General features: G+C 63.3%; 13 protein-coding genes and 1 tRNA gene. 3 read left to right on the forward strand and 11 right to left on the reverse strand.

The genetic code is table 11. From position 1 onward, the window contains the following. From CK226_RS18225 to CK226_RS18265, 9 genes are all read right to left on the reverse strand, one after another. A complete protein-coding gene (locus CK226_RS18225) occupies positions 1 to 1,116 on the reverse strand; it encodes an ABC transporter ATP-binding protein (protein ID WP_095772583.1) in 1,116 nt (371 codons plus the stop codon). A 20-nt stretch (positions 1,117 to 1,136) separates the two neighbouring features. Further along, complete coding sequence (locus tag CK226_RS18230) at positions 1,137 to 2,081, reverse strand: carbohydrate ABC transporter permease (RefSeq protein WP_064980812.1); 945 nt, start codon at positions 2,079 to 2,081, stop codon at positions 1,137 to 1,139. Then, a complete protein-coding gene (locus tag CK226_RS18235) occupies positions 2,078 to 3,028 on the reverse strand; it encodes a sugar ABC transporter permease (RefSeq protein WP_027047381.1) in 951 nt (316 codons plus the stop codon). The genes CK226_RS18230 and CK226_RS18235 overlap by 4 nt, the downstream gene beginning before the upstream one ends. Positions 3,029 to 3,181: 153 nt before the next feature. Then, positions 3,182 to 4,435 (reverse strand): ABC transporter substrate-binding protein, encoded by a 1,254-nt coding sequence (locus CK226_RS18240; RefSeq protein ID WP_095772584.1) that lies wholly within the window; start codon positions 4,433 to 4,435, stop codon positions 3,182 to 3,184. Between the two features lie 58 nt (positions 4,436 to 4,493). Next, complete coding sequence (locus CK226_RS18245; protein ID WP_095792648.1) at positions 4,494 to 6,005, reverse strand: aldehyde dehydrogenase family protein; 1,512 nt, start codon at positions 6,003 to 6,005, stop codon at positions 4,494 to 4,496. Positions 6,006 to 6,018: 13 nt separating this feature from the next. Beyond that, positions 6,019 to 6,795: an enoyl-CoA hydratase/isomerase family protein gene (locus CK226_RS18250; protein ID WP_095792729.1), complete on the reverse strand. Its 777-nt coding sequence runs from the start codon at positions 6,793 to 6,795 to the stop codon at positions 6,019 to 6,021. Further along, positions 6,788 to 8,389, reverse strand: a complete 1,602-nt coding sequence (locus CK226_RS18255) for an acyl CoA:acetate/3-ketoacid CoA transferase (RefSeq protein WP_095792649.1) — start codon at positions 8,387 to 8,389, stop codon at positions 6,788 to 6,790. The genes CK226_RS18250 and CK226_RS18255 overlap by 8 nt, the downstream gene beginning before the upstream one ends. Further along, positions 8,386 to 9,402, reverse strand: a complete 1,017-nt coding sequence (locus tag CK226_RS18260) for a Gfo/Idh/MocA family oxidoreductase (RefSeq protein WP_095792650.1) — start codon at positions 9,400 to 9,402, stop codon at positions 8,386 to 8,388. The genes CK226_RS18255 and CK226_RS18260 overlap by 4 nt, the downstream gene beginning before the upstream one ends. Further along, positions 9,399 to 10,457 carry a LacI family DNA-binding transcriptional regulator gene (locus tag CK226_RS18265; RefSeq protein WP_095792651.1) on the reverse strand — a complete coding sequence of 353 codons (1,059 nt, stop codon included), beginning with the start codon at positions 10,455 to 10,457 and terminating at the stop codon, positions 9,399 to 9,401. Before CK226_RS18265 ends, CK226_RS18260 begins: the two co-directional genes overlap by 4 nt. 243 nt (positions 10,458 to 10,700) lie before the next feature. Here CK226_RS18265 and CK226_RS18270 point away from each other — a divergent pair, with 243 nt between their 5' ends. Continuing rightward, on the forward strand, positions 10,701 to 11,855 hold the full coding sequence (locus CK226_RS18270) for a dihydrodipicolinate synthase family protein (RefSeq protein ID WP_095792652.1): 1,155 nt from the start codon (positions 10,701 to 10,703) through the stop codon (positions 11,853 to 11,855). A 276-nt stretch (positions 11,856 to 12,131) separates the two neighbouring features. Continuing rightward, on the forward strand, positions 12,132 to 12,893 hold the full coding sequence (locus tag CK226_RS18275) for a glycosyltransferase family 25 protein (protein ID WP_095792653.1): 762 nt from the start codon (positions 12,132 to 12,134) through the stop codon (positions 12,891 to 12,893). A 165-nt stretch (positions 12,894 to 13,058) separates the two neighbouring features. Here the strand turns inward: CK226_RS18275 and CK226_RS18280 are convergent. Further along, positions 13,059 to 13,133 (reverse strand) — tRNA-Val (locus CK226_RS18280). A gap of 116 nt (positions 13,134 to 13,249) precedes the next feature. Beyond that, on the reverse strand, positions 13,250 to 13,612 hold the full coding sequence (locus CK226_RS18285; protein WP_006199474.1) for a response regulator: 363 nt from the start codon (positions 13,610 to 13,612) through the stop codon (positions 13,250 to 13,252). A gap of 163 nt (positions 13,613 to 13,775) precedes the next feature. On the opposite strand from CK226_RS18285, the gene CK226_RS18290 reads away from it, so the two are divergent. Next, entirely contained in the window at positions 13,776 to 14,717 is a 942-nt protein-coding gene (locus tag CK226_RS18290) for an N-formylglutamate amidohydrolase (RefSeq protein ID WP_095792654.1), read from the forward strand.

A 14,717-nucleotide genomic window follows, 5' to 3' on the forward strand; every position in this document is an offset into this window, starting at 1 on the left:
TCAGCGGATGCGGCTCTCGGTCGCCGGATCGAAGAACACCGCCTTGGTCAGGTTGAAGGCGAGCGGCGTGCTGGTGCCAGGCTGGATGTTGGCGTCGGCGCGCAGCCGTGCCACCACGCCCTTGCCGCCGAGATTGGTGACGGCGAACGTGTCGGAACCGGCCGGCTCGACGACCTCGATATGCAGGTCGGCGGTGGCGATGTTCGAGGCGTTGCGCTCGGCGCCCTCCGGATCGGTCAGCGCTTCCGGCCGTACGCCGAAAATGATCGGCTTGCCCTGGAATGCCGAGAGACCTGCTGGCGCATTGGCCATCGGCAGCGTGATCGGCTCGCGGGCCTCACGCTGCAGAACGACGGAGAGCGCATTGCCCGATGTGGTGATGGTCGCCGGGATCAGGTTCATGGCCGGCGAGCCCATGAAGTCGGCGACGAAGAGATTGGCGGGGTTGTTGTAGATCTCGGCCGGGGTGCCGAACTGCTGCACCTCGCCGTCGCGCATGACGGCGATCTTTGTCGCCAGCGTCATCGCCTCGATCTGGTCGTGGGTGACGTAGACGATTGTGGTGCCTGTCGTGGCGTGCAGGCGCTTGATCTCGATGCGCATGTCGACGCGCAGCTTGGCGTCGAGGTTGGACAAAGGCTCGTCGAACAGGAAGAGTTTGGGGTCGCGCACCAGCGCCCGGCCCATGGCGACGCGCTGGCGCTGGCCGCCCGAAAGCTGGCTCGGCTTGCGCTGCAGGAGATGGCCGATCTGCAGGACCTTGGCCACCTTGTCGATCGCCTTCTGGCGCTCGTCGGCCGGCACGCCGCGCATCTCCATGCCGAACGAGATGTTCCCGGCCACCGTCATGTTCGGGTACAGCGCGTAGCTCTGGAACACCATGGCGATGTCGCGCTTCGAAGGGTGCAGATCGTTGATGGCGCGGCCGTCGACGCGGATCTCGCCCTCGGTGATCTGCTCCAGGCCGGCGATGGTGTTGAGCAAGGTGGACTTGCCGCAGCCGGACGGACCGACCAACACCAGGAAGCCGCCCTTTTCGAGCTCTACATCGATGCCCTTCAGGATCTCGACATTCCCGAAGCGCTTCTTCAGCCCATCAATTTCCAGAAAAGCCATGGTCGTTCCTTCTGAATTGGTCAGCCTTTGACCGCGCCGGCCATCAGCCCGCGCACGAAATAGCGGCCGGCGACGACATAGACGATCAGGGTGGGCAGGGCGGCGATCATCGCGGCCGCCATGTTGACGTTGTATTCGACGACGCCGGTCGAGGTGTTGACGACATTGTTGAGCGCCACCGTCATCGGCATCGCATCGCCGGTGCCGGCATAGGCCGAGGCGAACAGGAAGTCGTTCCAGATGTTGGTGAACTGGTAGATGACGGTGACGACGAAGATCGGCATCGAGTTCGGCAGCATGATGCGGCGGAAGATCTGGAAGAAGGAGGCGCCGTCGACCTGCGCGGCCTTGATCAATTCGGTCGGGAAGGCCTCGTAATAGTTGCGGAAGAACAGCGTGGTGAAGCCGATGCCGTAGACGACGTGGACGAAGACCAGATTGACCGTCGAATTGCCGAGGCCGAAGCTGGTTCCGACGGAGTTCTGCAAGGTCACGCCGAAGCGGCCGACGCTGCCAAGGATCGTCGCCATTGGCAGCAGCACCGACTGGAACGGAATGAAGCAGGCGAACAGCATCAGCCCGAACACCAGCGTCGCGCCGCGAAAGCGCCATTTGGTCAGCACGTAGCCGTTGAGGGCGCCGAGCATGGTCGAGATCAGCACGGCCGGAACCACCATCTTGATGGAGTTCCAGAAATAGCCCTTGATGCCGGCGCAGGTGAGGCCGACACAGGTCTCGCCCCAGGCCTTCAGCCACGGGTCGAAGGTCGGCGCCTTGGGCAGCGCCAGCATGTTGCCGTTCTGGATCTCGTCCATGGTCTTGAACGAGGTAACCAGCATGACGAACAGCGGCATCAGGTAGAACAGCGCGAACAGCGCCAGAAGCCCGTAGATGACGATGCGGTTGACGAGCTTGGTGTTGATGCCGCCGGAGGCCTGGCGGGCAGGGGTGGCGACAGCGCTCATCGCGGCTTCTCCCTGAGTTCCGAATAGAGATAGGGCACGATGATGGCGACGATGGTCATCAGCATGATCACCGCACTGGCCGATCCGACAGCCATTTCGTTGCGCTTGAAAGTGTATTCGTACATGAAATTCGAAGGCAGCCAGGCCGAGCCGCCGGGGCCGCCGGACGTCAGCGCCACGACAAGGTCGTATGACTTGATGGCGAGGTGGGCGAGCACGATGAAGGCCGACAGGAAGATTGGCCGCAGCAGCGGGATGACGATGCGGCGGTAGAGCTGGAAGGTTGTGGCGCCATCGATCTGCGCTGCCTTCATGATCTCGCCGTCAATGCCGCGCAGGCCGGCCAGGAACATCGCCATGATGAAGCCGGAGGCCTGCCAGACGCCGGCGATGACCACGGTGTAGATGACGAAATCCTTGTTCTTGATCCAGTCGAAATGGAAGCTCGTCCAGCCCCATTGATGCAGCGTCTGTTCGAGGCCGAGGCCGGGATCGAGGAACCATTTCCAGGCGACGCCGGTGACGATGAAGGACAGCGCCATCGGATAGAGGTAGATCGGCCGCAGCACGCCTTCGCCGCGGATCTTCTGGTCGAGCAGGATGGCCAGGAACAGGCCAAGCGCCAGGCAGATCAGGATGTAGAGAAAGCCGAAAATGCCCATATTGGTTATCGACGTGTACCAGCTCGATGGCGGGTCGGTGTCGAAGGTCCAGCCCCACAGCCGCTGATAGGCGCGCGAACCTGTGATGACGTAGGACGGGAAGGTCTTGGAATTGGTGAAGGACAGATAGATCGTCCACAGGATGAAGCCGTAGACGAAGACGATGGTGATGGCGAAGCTCGGCGCCAGAACGATCTTCGGCAAGGCGTCCTGCAGGCGCGAGCGCACCGAGGTGCGCGACCGCTCCGGCGTCAGCTTGATCTGGCTTGTTGCTACTGTGCTCATGAGCTCCTCCCGTTTCGGGTCGTCCGTGCGCCGCCGTCAGGCGGCAAGGCGGCCCCGTGCATACGGGTCTTCGGTCGGCATGGTGTCGAGCCGGCCAATCCTGAGATAAAACCTTCCCCGCCGAAGCGGGGAAGGTGATTTCGAGCGTTGCGCTTACTTGGCGTCGTCGATCGCCTTGACCAGTTCGGTCACGGCCTCGTCCGAGGTCTTGATCTGACCATGGACGAACTTCGAGACCACGTCCTTGTAGGCATTGGCGACAGCCGGCGGGGCGCCGTAGCCCTGGGCCAGCGAGCCGAACAGCGTGCCGCCTTCGTTGGCCGCCTTCAGGTCGGCGATGCCCTTCTTGCCGCAAGCGTCGAAGTCGGTGTCCGGAACGTCGGTGCGGGCCGGAACCGAACCCTTGACGACGTTGAAGGCCGACTGGAAGCTCTTCGACAGGGTGGCGGTGGCCAGCGCGACCTGGGCGGCCTTGCGGTCGTCCGGAACGTTGAACATGCCGAACATGTCGGAGTTGTAGATCACCGAGCCGTCGGTGCCCGGGAAGCGATAGCACAGGAAGTCGGTGCCCGGGGTCTTCTTGGCGGCGTGGAACTCACCCTTGGCCCAGTCGCCCATGACCTGCACCAGGGCATCGCCCTTGATGACCATGGCGGTGGCAAGGTTCCAGTCGCGGCCCGAGAAGTTCGGGTCGACATAGGTGACGAGCTTGGCGAGGTTGTCGAACGACTTCTTCATCGTGTCGGACTTGAGCGAAGCATCGTCGAGGTCGTTGAAGGCCTTCTTGTAGAACTCGGGTCCGCCGGTCGACAGCACGACGGAGTCGAACATGGTGGCTTCCTGCCAGTTCTGGCCGCCGAGAGCGAGCGGGATCACACCCGCGGCCTTGGCCTTGTCGAGCAGGGCGACAAAGTCGTCGAAGGTCTTCGGCTCGGTGCCGCCGATCTTGTCCATGACGGCCTTGTTGATCCACAGCCAGTTGACCGAGTGGACGTTGACCGGAGCCGCGACCCACTTGCCTTCATAGACCGAGAACTTCTGCAGGGCCGCCGGAACCGACTTGTCCCAGCCTTCCTTCTTCGCCGTCTCGGTCAGGTCGCCCATGACGCCGGCCGCGGCATAATCGAGCACGGTGTAGCCGAGCATCTGCGAGGCGGTCGGATAGTTGCCGGCCGCGACCATCGCCTTCAGGGCGGTCATGGCAGCATCACCGCCGCCGCCGGCGACAGGGACGTCCTTCCAGGCATAGCCTTCCTTGGCCAGGTCGCCCTTCAGCACGTTGAGGGCAGCCGCTTCGCCGCCCGACGTCCACCAATGCAGCATCTGCACTTCCTTGACGTCCGCGGCGTGCGCCGAGAACGCAAAGCTCGTCGCAAGAGCCGTTCCGATAAGCAGTTTGCGCAACATGTACTTCCTCCCTTGTTGCATTACACGACCGGTGGAAGCCCACCGGGTTCTTCCCAACTCAGCCGACCCACCATCCGGTGCGCTGGCCGCGATGAAACTGGATTGTCTTTTCCTCGGTATAGTCCTCGACGGCGCGTTTGCCGAGTTCGCGTCCGAGACCGGACTGCTTGTAGCCCCCGAAAGGCAGCTCGGGATAACCTTCCATGAATGTGTTCACCCAAACCGTCCCCGAACGCACCCCACGCGCCACCGACATGCAGGTGTCGATGCTGGCGCTCCACACGCCTGCAGAGAGACCATAGGGCGTGTTGTTGGCGATGTGCAACGCCTTCTCAATCGATTCAAAGGTGAGCACTGAGAGCACCGGTCCGAACACTTCCTCACGCGCAATGGCCATGTCCTCGGTGACGCCACGCAGGATGGTCGGGTCGAGATATTGGCCGGCATTGGAGGCCAGCTGCTTGCCGCCGCTGAAGACATTGCTGCCTTCGCCCGCCGCTGCCGCAACGTAATCCGTCACCTTGGCCAGATGGTCGGACGAGATCATCGCGCCGACCTTGGTTTGCTCGTCGAGCGGGTCGCCGACCTTCACCCTGGCGGTGAGTGCCTTGACGGCGCTGAGAAAATCTCCGGCGATCGCCTCGTGCACGATCAGCCGGCTGCCGGCATTGCAGCATTCGCCGGCATTGAAGAAGCCACCGAACACCGCCGCGTCGGCGGCGGCCTCGAGGTCGGCATCGGGAAAGACGATCTGGCCGTTCTTGCCGCCAAGTTCCATCGAGACCTTCTTCAGCGATTGCGCGGCGGACGCCATGGTCATCTTGCCGACGCGGGTCGAGCCGGTGAACGACACCATCTCGACCAGGGGATGGCCGACCATCGGCGCGCCGACATCGGCGCCCAGACCGGCCAGGATGTTCACGACCCCGGCGGGCAGGCCGGCTTCGAGCAGGATGTCGCCCAGCACGAAGGTCGAGGCCGAGGTCATTTCGCTCGGCTTGACCACTGCCGTGCAGCCGGCGGCGAGCGCGAAAGGCAGTTTCTGGCTGACGATGAGGAACGGGAAATTCCACGGCGTGATGATCGACACGACGCCGATCGGCTCGCGCACGACCACGCCCAGCATGGCATCGCCGAGGTTGGCGTAGCTCTCGCCATGCAGTGTGCGGGCGAGCGAGGCGGCATAGCGCCAGATGTCGACGGCGCCGCCGATCTCGCCGCGCGCCTGGGCGATCGGCTTGCCGGATTCCAGCGCGTCGAGCCGGGCGATGTCTTCCAGCCGTGTCTCGATCAGGTCGGCCGCCCTGAACAGGATCGCGGCGCGCTCGCCGGCCTTCATGCGTGGCCATGGGCCGGTCTGGAACGCCTTGTGCGCGGCCTGCACCGCCGCTTCCACCTCGGCTTGGCCGGCTTGTGCATAGCGCGAAACGGTGAAGCCGTGGCCGGGGCTCTTGCGTTCCAGCGTGCGGCCGTCGCGAGCATCGACGTGCTTGCCGTCGATCAGCAGCCGGTGAGATTTCGGCGCGGCCGAGGCCTCGGCAGGCATGGCGATGTTGAGGGGTGCATTCATCAGGAGGTTTTCTCTAGCTTCTTGAAAATGCTGGCTTCTGCTTGGTTTTGAAGGCGTCGACGCCAGCCTTGAGGTCGCCGGTGAGCGCGATAAAGCCGCTGGCCAGCGCTTCGGCAGCGGCCGCACTTTCCTCGCCCTCGGCCACCGCGATCATCAGCTTGGCCGCTTCCGTCGCCAGCGGGCCGCGCTCGGCGATCTTTTCCCCCCAGCTCTTGGCATCGTCGAACGCCTTGCCGGTTTCGGCCACCCGGTCCACCACGCCAAGGGCCTGCGCTTCGGGAGCGAGAAGTATATCACCACCCAAGGCCATGCGCCGCACCGTCTGTGCGCCGAAGCGGCGCACGGCGCGCTGCGTGCCGGACCAGCCGGGCACGACGCCGATCGAGGTTTCGGGGAAGCCCAATTTCACATGCGCCTCGGCGACCCGGAAATCGCAGGCGACCGCCAGTTCCAGCCCGCCGCCCAGCGCATGGCCGGACAGCACGGCGATGGTCGGTTGCCGCAGCCGCGCCAGCCGGTCGAAGACGCGGTGGCCGTAGCGCACCCATTGCACCTGGAAATCGGCAGCACTCATCGCGCCCCAGGCCTCGACATCGCCGCCGGCGCTAAAGCCCTTGCCTTCGCCGCGCAAGAGCACGACGCGGACGCCTTCGGCCAGCTCCGCTTCGTCGAGCGCGGCTTCGAGCGCCCGCAGCATCGGAATGTCCAGCGCGTTGAACTTTTCCGGGCGGCGCAGCGTGACGATGCCGATGGCGCCGTCCTTTTCGAATGTAACGAGGCGCTCAGCCATGCGCGCCTCCGAGCGAGGCGCCGCCATTGAGCGACAGGCCGATCGGCCGGTCCTGGTAGAGCGCCGCCGGCGTCACCTTGAGGTCGTTGGCGACACCGAGCGGCATCTCGGCCTGCGCCAGGACATCGCGCCCGAGGTCGATGCCCGGCGCCAGCTCGGTGACCATCAGGCCGTCGGGCGTCAGCTTCATCACGCAGCGCTCCGTGACATAGGTGATGTCCTGGCCCTGGGCGACGGCGCGCTTGCCGGAAAACGAGATGTGCTCGACCTCGTTGACCACCTTCTTGACCTTGCCCTCCTGGTCGATGCGGATGCCGCCGTCGGCCAGCGAAAGCTTGGCACCGGCATTGAAGAAGCCGGAGAAGACGATCTTCTTCGCCCGCGCGGTAATGTCGACAAAGCCGCCGGCGCCGGCGGTGACATGCGGCCGCGCCGACAGTTTCGACACGTTGACCGAGCCGTGGCGGTCGATTTGCAGGAAAGACAGCAGCGAGGCGTCGAAACCGCCGGCCTGGAAATAGATGAACTGGTGCGGCGAGGGCATGATCGCCTCGGCGTTGGAGGCGCAGCCGAACTTGAAGTCGAGCAGCGGCACCCCGCCGACGGCGCCCTGCTCGATCACCCAGGTGACCTTGCCGTGCTGGCCTTCTTCCAGAAGGATGCGCGGCACATTGGCCGAGATGCCGAAGCCTATGTTGACGGCCATGCCGTCACGCAATTCCATGGCGACGCGGCGCGCGATCACCTTCTGCACGTTCATCTCGGCGTTGCGGAAGGTCGACAGCGGCCGGAAGATCTCGCCCGAAATCGCCGGGTCGTAAGGCGTCAGCGTCGTCTGCAGCTGGTCGGGCGCCACCACGATATGGTCGACCAGCACGCCCGGCACACGCACATCATGCGGCTTCAGCGTGCCGTTCTCGACGACGCGTTTGACCTGCGCGATGACGATGCCGCCATTGTTGCGGGCGGCGAGCGCCTGTTCGAGGCCGCCGAGATAGGCGCCTTCATGCTCATAGGTGAGGTTGCCGCGCTCGTCCGCCGTGGTGGCGCGGATGATCGATATGTTGGGCACGATCGAGCGGAAATAGAGCCATTCCTCGCCGTCGAACTGCTGTACCGACACGATCGGCTCGCTGGCCGCGGCGTTCATGGCGCAGCCCTGATGGCGCGGGTCGGCAAAGGTGTCGAGACCGACCTTTGTCAGCACGCCCGGCCGTTTGGCGGCGGCCTCGCGGTGCATGTCGAACAGGATGCCGGATGGCACGTTGTAGGCGGCGACCGAATTGTCGCCGATCATCTTCCATATCTGCGGCGGCTCGGACGAGGAGGGGCCGGAAGGATAGGAACCGCATAGCGTGCGCTTCAAGAGGCCCGGCTTGGCCAGATGATCGATGCCCTTGATGCCGTACATGTCGCCGGCGGCGATCGGGTGCAGCGTGGTAATGTTCTTGGGGTGACCTTCGCCATCGAAGCGCTCGCCGATGGCGGCCAGCACCGCGTCCGGACAGCCAAGGCCGCTCGACGACGACACGGATACCGTCATGCCATCCTTGATCAGGCTGGCTGCCTGTCCCGCTGAAACGACCTTGCTCACTTCATGCTCCCGAGTTTCGGGTCGATCTTGACGGCCTTGCCGGAGCTGGCCGACTGCAACGCCGCCTCGGCTGATGCGAGCGACCAGATGCCGTCCTCGCCGGTGGCGGCAGGCTGGCCCTTGCCGAGGATCGCGGCATGGAACCGACGCACCGATCTGACGTAGAGATCCTCGCGGTCGAAGCTCAATTGCTCCTCACCCTTGGCTGTGCGCAACAGCACCGAGCCGTCCGGTTTCTGGGTCATCACATCGCTGGCGATCAGCGAGCCTTCCGAACCATGCACCTCGAAGCCGGTGCCGGCGAATTTGGTGGTGAAACCCTCATGCGACTGGGCGATGAGGCCCGACTTGAAGCGCCAGATGCACATGGCACCGTCTTCCAGACCGCCGGCGGCCATGCCGGCCGATTGCGTGAAGGCCGAGACCTCGACCGGATCGTCGCCAAGCACGAAGCGCAGCGTGTCGGCATCGTGGACTGTGATGTCGAGCACCACGCCGCCGCCGGCTTCCGGTTTGGTGATGCGCCAGCCCTGCAGATTCTCCGGCAGATAGACGGAATGGAAGACGCGCGCGGCGATTGGCTTGCCGATGCGCCCCGATGCGATGGCGTCACGCATGGCGCGATGCGCGCCGGCGTTGCGCAGATGATGGTTGGTGCCGAGCACGATGCCGGCCGTCCTGGCCGCCGCGACCATTTTGCGCGCGTCGGCGCTGGTCAGCGCCAGTGGCTTCTCGCACAGCACATGCTTGCCCGCCGCGATGGCGGCAAGCGCCTGTTCGAGATGCAGTTCGTTGGTGGTCGAGATGTAGACGGCGTCGATGTCGGACTTCAGCAAGGCATCCAGCGTAGACACCGCGGCTGGAATGCCGTTTTCCCTGGCATAGGCCGCCGCGCGTTCCGGATTGGAACTCATCACCGCCGCGATCTCGCCGCCCTCTTGCGCGCGAATGGCGTTGATCATGAATTGCCTGGCGATCGTGCTGGCGCCGATCAGCCCCCATTTGACACTCACGCGGCGCCTCGCGTTCCCGTGGGCCTGTTTCGCGTGCGGAGATCCGGACCGCAGCTTTCCCTGACCACGAGATTGACCGCGCCGATATGGTCTTCGGCCCGCGTGGTGCGCGACTGGATCAGCTTGAGCATGACGTGGGCGGCGCGCTCGCCGAGGCCGGCTGTGTCCACCGCGACGCTGGTCAGCGCCGGCATGTAATGTTCGGCCTCGACCACGTCGTCGAAGCCGACGACGGCGAAATCCGGTCCCGGCTCAAGCCGACGCTTGCGCAATGCCAGCATCACGCCAAACGCGACGGCATCGTTGAAGCAGAGGGCGGCGGTCGGCGGCTCGGCCATTGTAAGGGCGGTCTCCAGGCAAGCGAGGCCGCCTCGGCGGTTTGTTTCGCCCTCGACGACCAATACGTCGCGGGCGGAGATGCCCAGCGTCTCGCAGGCCTCGCGAAAGCCGCCCAGCCGTTCCTGATAAACCACCAGATCCGAGGTGCCGCCGAAGAAGGCGAGCCGGCGATGTCCTTTGGCGATCAGATGGGCCGCGGCAAGATAGGCGCCGCGATGATTGTCGGGCGCGATAACAGGGATGCGGCTTTCAGGCAGGCGGCGCATGGCGAAGACCACCGGCACGCCCGCCAATTCCAGCCGCCGGAAAGCGCCTGGCGTGGTGCCGCGCGCCGGTGACACGATGAGACCGGCGACGCCCTGTTCCATCAGCGACTTCAGCACCTCTTCCTGGCGCACCGGATTCTCCGCCGTGTTGGCGATGAAGGGCACGATGCCGGCCGACTGGAAGACGCGTTCCATGCCGACCGCCAGCTCGGCGAAGAACGGGTTGGTGAGGTCGTTGATGACCATGCCGATGACATTGGAATGGGCCTTGCGCAGATTGGCGGCGCCGCGGTTGTAGACGTAGCCGACATCCTCGATCGCCTTGCGCACCTTGACCGCGGTTTCAGGCCGGATCAGCCCGCTGCCCTGGAGCACGAGCGATACCGTCGATTTGGACACGCCCGCCTCGCGGGCAATGTCGAATATCGTGGCCTTGGCCCGGCTGGCCATCTCGATGCGTCCTCCCAGCTTTTCTCACTCAAATCTATTGGAACGTTCTAATCACTGGTTCAATCTTGAGTCAATCGCGAATTTTTCTCAGGCGCAAAAACTGATTGTGCGTACTCAAATAGCACGGCCGGTAAGGCCTTCCGTGTTGCAACGCAGCATTTGCCGCCAGATTCGCTCCGAATCTTAAAGGTTCTTGATTTATTGGAACGTTCCATTTAATAGGCACGGCGAAGGGAGAGGTCGATGGATATTGTCTTGCCTGGCGAAGGTGGCCGCGGCGCCCGTTACGCGCTTGTCGGACAGCCGGTGCAGCCGGCGGTCGGCGCGCGGTTCTCGCGCATCGCCTATGCCGCCGCGCATGTCGTTGCCGACCCCCTCGAAATGACCGATCCATGGTCGCGGCCGGCGGTCGACTGGGACAGGACGATGGCATTCCGCCATCATTTGTGGCGGCTCGGCTTCCGCATTGCCGAGGCAATGGACACGTCGCAGCGCGGCATGGGTTTCGACTGGGCCAATGCGAAGGAATTGATCCGCCGCTCGATCGCCGAGGCGCGCACTGTCGAGGGCGCCGATCTTGCCTCGGGTGCTGGAACCGATCAGCTGGCGCCGACCGCTGCCAGGACGCTCGACGAGGTGATCGCTGCCTATGACGAGCAATTCGCTTTCATCGAAGGACAGGGCGGCAAGGCGATCATGATGGCCAGCCGTGCCTTGGCGGCCGTCGCGAAGGGTCCGGACGATTATGCGCGCGTCTATGACCGCATCTTGAGCCAGGCCTCCGGCAAGGTCATCCTGCACTGGCTGGGGGATATGTTCGACCCGGCCTTGAAGGGCTACTGGGGCAGCGGCGATTTCGAGACCGCGCTCGATACGGTGGTCGCCATCATCGAACGCCACGCAGACAAGGTCGAAGGCATAAAGATATCGCTGCTCGATGCCGGCAAGGAGGTCGCGTTGCGCAACCGGCTGCCGGACGCCGTCGTGATGTTCACCGGCGACGACTTCAACTACCCCGAACTGATCGCCGGCGACGGCAACAGGCATTCGCACGCGCTGCTTGGCATTTTCGACGCCATCGCGCCTGTCGCCAATGCCGCGCTGGCAAGGCTCGCCGAGGGCGACCGCGCCAGCTATGACGCGCTGATGGCGCCGACCGTGCCGCTGTCGCGAAAAATCTTCGAGGCGCCGACCGAATATTACAAGGCCGGCATCGTCTTCATGGCCTGGCTGAACGGCCACCAGGATCATTTCACCATGGTCGGCGGCATGCAGTCGGCGCGCGGTATCCGCCATTATGCCGAAATCTTTCGCCTTGCCGACCAGGCAGGCCTGCTGGCCGACCCTGACCTTGCCGCATCGCGGATGAAGAACCTGTGTGCCGTCGCAGGCATCTGACGATGGTTCGCGCAGAGATCCGAATCTTCTTTTGAACCAATTTCTCCCGGGACGCGACCGCCATCAGGCGTGCCGAGGTTCAGGCCATCCTTCACCGATCCAAAGGTTTTCGCGGCTTCGGCATCGCTGCCAGGCCAGTTCGGGAGCCACCATCCGGCGAATGGATCAGGGTGACGCATTTCGCCAGCGGCAGGACGAGTTGGTTCGATGTCCAATATTGACGTTGAAGCGGCACCAATATAGCTGATAGTTTATTTGTAGGTTGCGGGGGCGACAATGAAATGTTTGGTGATTAATCTTGACCGATCAGTTGATCGGATGGCCTCGGCTACAGCTCAGTTTTCTCGTATTGGGATTGATTTCGAGCGCGTCGCCGGTATCGACGCAATGAACGGGGCTCCGTTTACCGCGCCGCCGCTGACCGAAACCGAAATCTGTTGCTTTCTCAGTCACCGCCGCTGCTGGAAAACCATCGCGGATGGTCCCGACAAGTATGGCGCGGTATTCGAGGACGATGTTGTTTTCAGCCAGGACGCTGGTGGCGTTTTGGCTGATGACTCCTGGGTCCCGCCAGATGCCGATATCATCAAGCTGGAAACATTCCTCAGCCGAGTAAGACTCGGAAGCCGGCACATCCCCGTCAAAAACGGATACTCAGCAAGGCGGCTTCTCGGGCAACACTTAGGTTCGTGCGGCTACGTGATTTCCAAAAGTGCCGCCTATGGCCTGCTCAGAAATACGGAACGCTTTAGGGCAGCAGTCGACGTCGCCCTTTTCAGCCCAAATCAGATGACGGCCGCGCGCAACACGGTCTACCAATTGATGCCGGCTCTCTGCGCGCAAGCGGCCGTCGTTGGCATCGAGGGACCTTTGAGCTTGATCCAACTTGCTCCCAGACCCCATGTAAACAAGCGAATGGCCGACAGAATCCATTCAGAGGCGACGCGCATTTTCTGGTACTTGCGTAACAGGAATTTCTTATCGACAGAGAAAGTTGACGCTGTGCGGCTAGGCGGCCCCTCGGTCTACCCCAAATAAAAACGGTAGCTCACGCGGCATGTCGGCCAAGACGCTCGACAAATCGGCCTATGGGTCAAGATCCATCGTCCACCCGGGCGGCGGATTTTGCTTTTCCCCTAAAAAGCAAACATCATCCGTTTCTGCGCCAAACGGAGGAGGGTGTCAGCCAAGTAGTTGAAAGGATGGTGGGCGTGACAGGGATTGAACCTGTGACCCCTGCAATGTCAATGCAGTGCTCTCCCGCTGAGCTACACGCCCATCCGACGTCGCGCATACACCATTTTTGGTCCGGCGCGTCAATAGCGAGAAAAAGGAAAGAAGGCGTCGTCTCGCCGCACCGGCAAACAGGTGCCGATGCCTCAGCTGAAGGCGGCTCAGGCCGCCTGCAGCATCTTCTCGACCTCGTTGACGAGATCGCGCAGGTGGAAGGGCTTCGACAGCACCTTGGCGTCTTTCGGCGCCTTGGAATCCGGGTTCAGCGCAACGGCGGCGAAACCGGTGATGAACATGACCTTGAGGTCGGGATCGATCTCGGTGGCGCGACGCGCCAGTTCGATACCGTCCATCTCCGGCATGACGATGTCGGTCAACAGCAGCGAGAACGGCTCCTCGCGCAGCCGCTCATACGCGCTGGCGCCATTGTCGAAATCGCTGACCTGGTAGCCGGCGCGTTCCAGCGCCTTGACGAGGAAACGGCGCATATCGTCGTCGTCTTCCGCCAGAAGAATGCGTGCCATGATATCCCGTCCGAATCACCCGCCCGAGACTGCCGCCCAGGCAGCCCGTTAACCATCCTGTATATGAGGCGGTGACGGTAAACATCAAGTGAATACGGCGAAGCGTTATCCGCATTCGGCAGGGCGATGCGGACGGCGAAATGCTGGACATGCGGCCAGCAAGGTGGCACTTTCATGCGATGATGCATCGGTGTTTTCGGGTTCGTGCAAATTGAAGACGGCAGCCGAGGATTTTTCGGTCGTTCAACCCTTCGAAATCCGATCGGGCGTCGAACAGCGCGTCCCCTTCCTGTTCAACTCACCGCATAGCGGCCGCTACTATCCGGAACGCTTCCTCGCCATGGCGAGGCTCGACCGCAACGCCATCCGCCGTTCGGAAGATTGCTACGTCGATGAACTGTTCGGCGGCGCCGTGGCGCTTGGCGCGCCGATGCTGGCGGCGAATTTCCCGCGCGCCTATCTCGACGTCAACCGCGAGCCGTGGGAACTCGACCCACGCATGTTCGCCGAGCCGGTGCCGTCCTTCTGCAACATCCGTTCGGCGCGGGTGGCCGGTGGACTTGGCACCGTGCCCAAGCTGGTGGGTGAAGGGCTCGACATCTATTCCGGCCGCCTGCCGCTCGCCGAAGCCGTCGCCCGCATCGAGGCCGTCTACAAGCCCTATCATGAAACGCTGAAGCGGCTTTTGACCAGAACCCATGCCCGCTTCGGCTTTGCAGTGCTGATCGACTGCCATTCGATGCCGGCAAGCATCCGCGTCGGCGACAGCGGCCTGCGGCCGGACTTCATCATTGGCGATCGTTTCGGCATCTCGGCCACCGCCGCCCTGACCGAGACGGCGATCGGCCTCTTGACCGCGATGGGCTATACGGTCGCCCACAACAAGCCGTATGCCGGCGGCTTCATCACGGAACATTATGGCCGCCCGGCGCGCCATCTGCATGCCCTGCAGATCGAGGTCAATCGCGGGCTCTACATGAATGAGCGGACGTTCGAGAAAGTCGCTGGCTTCGACGCGCTAGCCGACGATCTGACGCGATTTTCAGCGGATCTGATGGCGATGCCCGACCATCACTTCATCGACCTGCCGCTGGCCGCGGAGTGA

The organism is Mesorhizobium sp. WSM4311 (assembly GCF_002295115.1).
Lineage (GTDB): Bacteria > Pseudomonadota > Alphaproteobacteria > Rhizobiales > Rhizobiaceae > Mesorhizobium.

Bases quoted from the DNA above. Each gene is read 5' to 3' on its own strand.
- CK226_RS18250 (WP_095792729.1), bottom strand. From the start codon at position 6,795: ATGGCTGAGCGCCTCGTTACATTCGAAAAGGACGGCGCCATCGGCATC.
- CK226_RS18270 (WP_095792652.1), top strand. From the start codon at position 10,701: ATGGATATTGTCTTGCCTGGCGAAGGTGGCCGCGGCGCCCGTTACGCG.
- CK226_RS18245 (WP_095792648.1), bottom strand. From the start codon at position 6,005: ATGAATGCACCCCTCAACATCGCCATGCCTGCCGAGGCCTCGGCCGCG.
- CK226_RS18240 (WP_095772584.1), bottom strand. From the start codon at position 4,435: ATGTTGCGCAAACTGCTTATCGGAACGGCTCTTGCGACGAGCTTTGCG.
- CK226_RS18235 (WP_027047381.1), bottom strand. From the start codon at position 3,028: ATGAGCACAGTAGCAACAAGCCAGATCAAGCTGACGCCGGAGCGGTCG.
- CK226_RS18275 (WP_095792653.1), top strand. From the start codon at position 12,132: ATGAAATGTTTGGTGATTAATCTTGACCGATCAGTTGATCGGATGGCC.
- CK226_RS18285 (WP_006199474.1), bottom strand. From the start codon at position 13,612: ATGGCACGCATTCTTCTGGCGGAAGACGACGACGATATGCGCCGTTTC.
- CK226_RS18265 (WP_095792651.1), bottom strand. From the start codon at position 10,457: ATGGCCAGCCGGGCCAAGGCCACGATATTCGACATTGCCCGCGAGGCG.
- CK226_RS18225 (WP_095772583.1), bottom strand. From the start codon at position 1,116: ATGGCTTTTCTGGAAATTGATGGGCTGAAGAAGCGCTTCGGGAATGTC.
- CK226_RS18230 (WP_064980812.1), bottom strand. From the start codon at position 2,081: ATGAGCGCTGTCGCCACCCCTGCCCGCCAGGCCTCCGGCGGCATCAAC.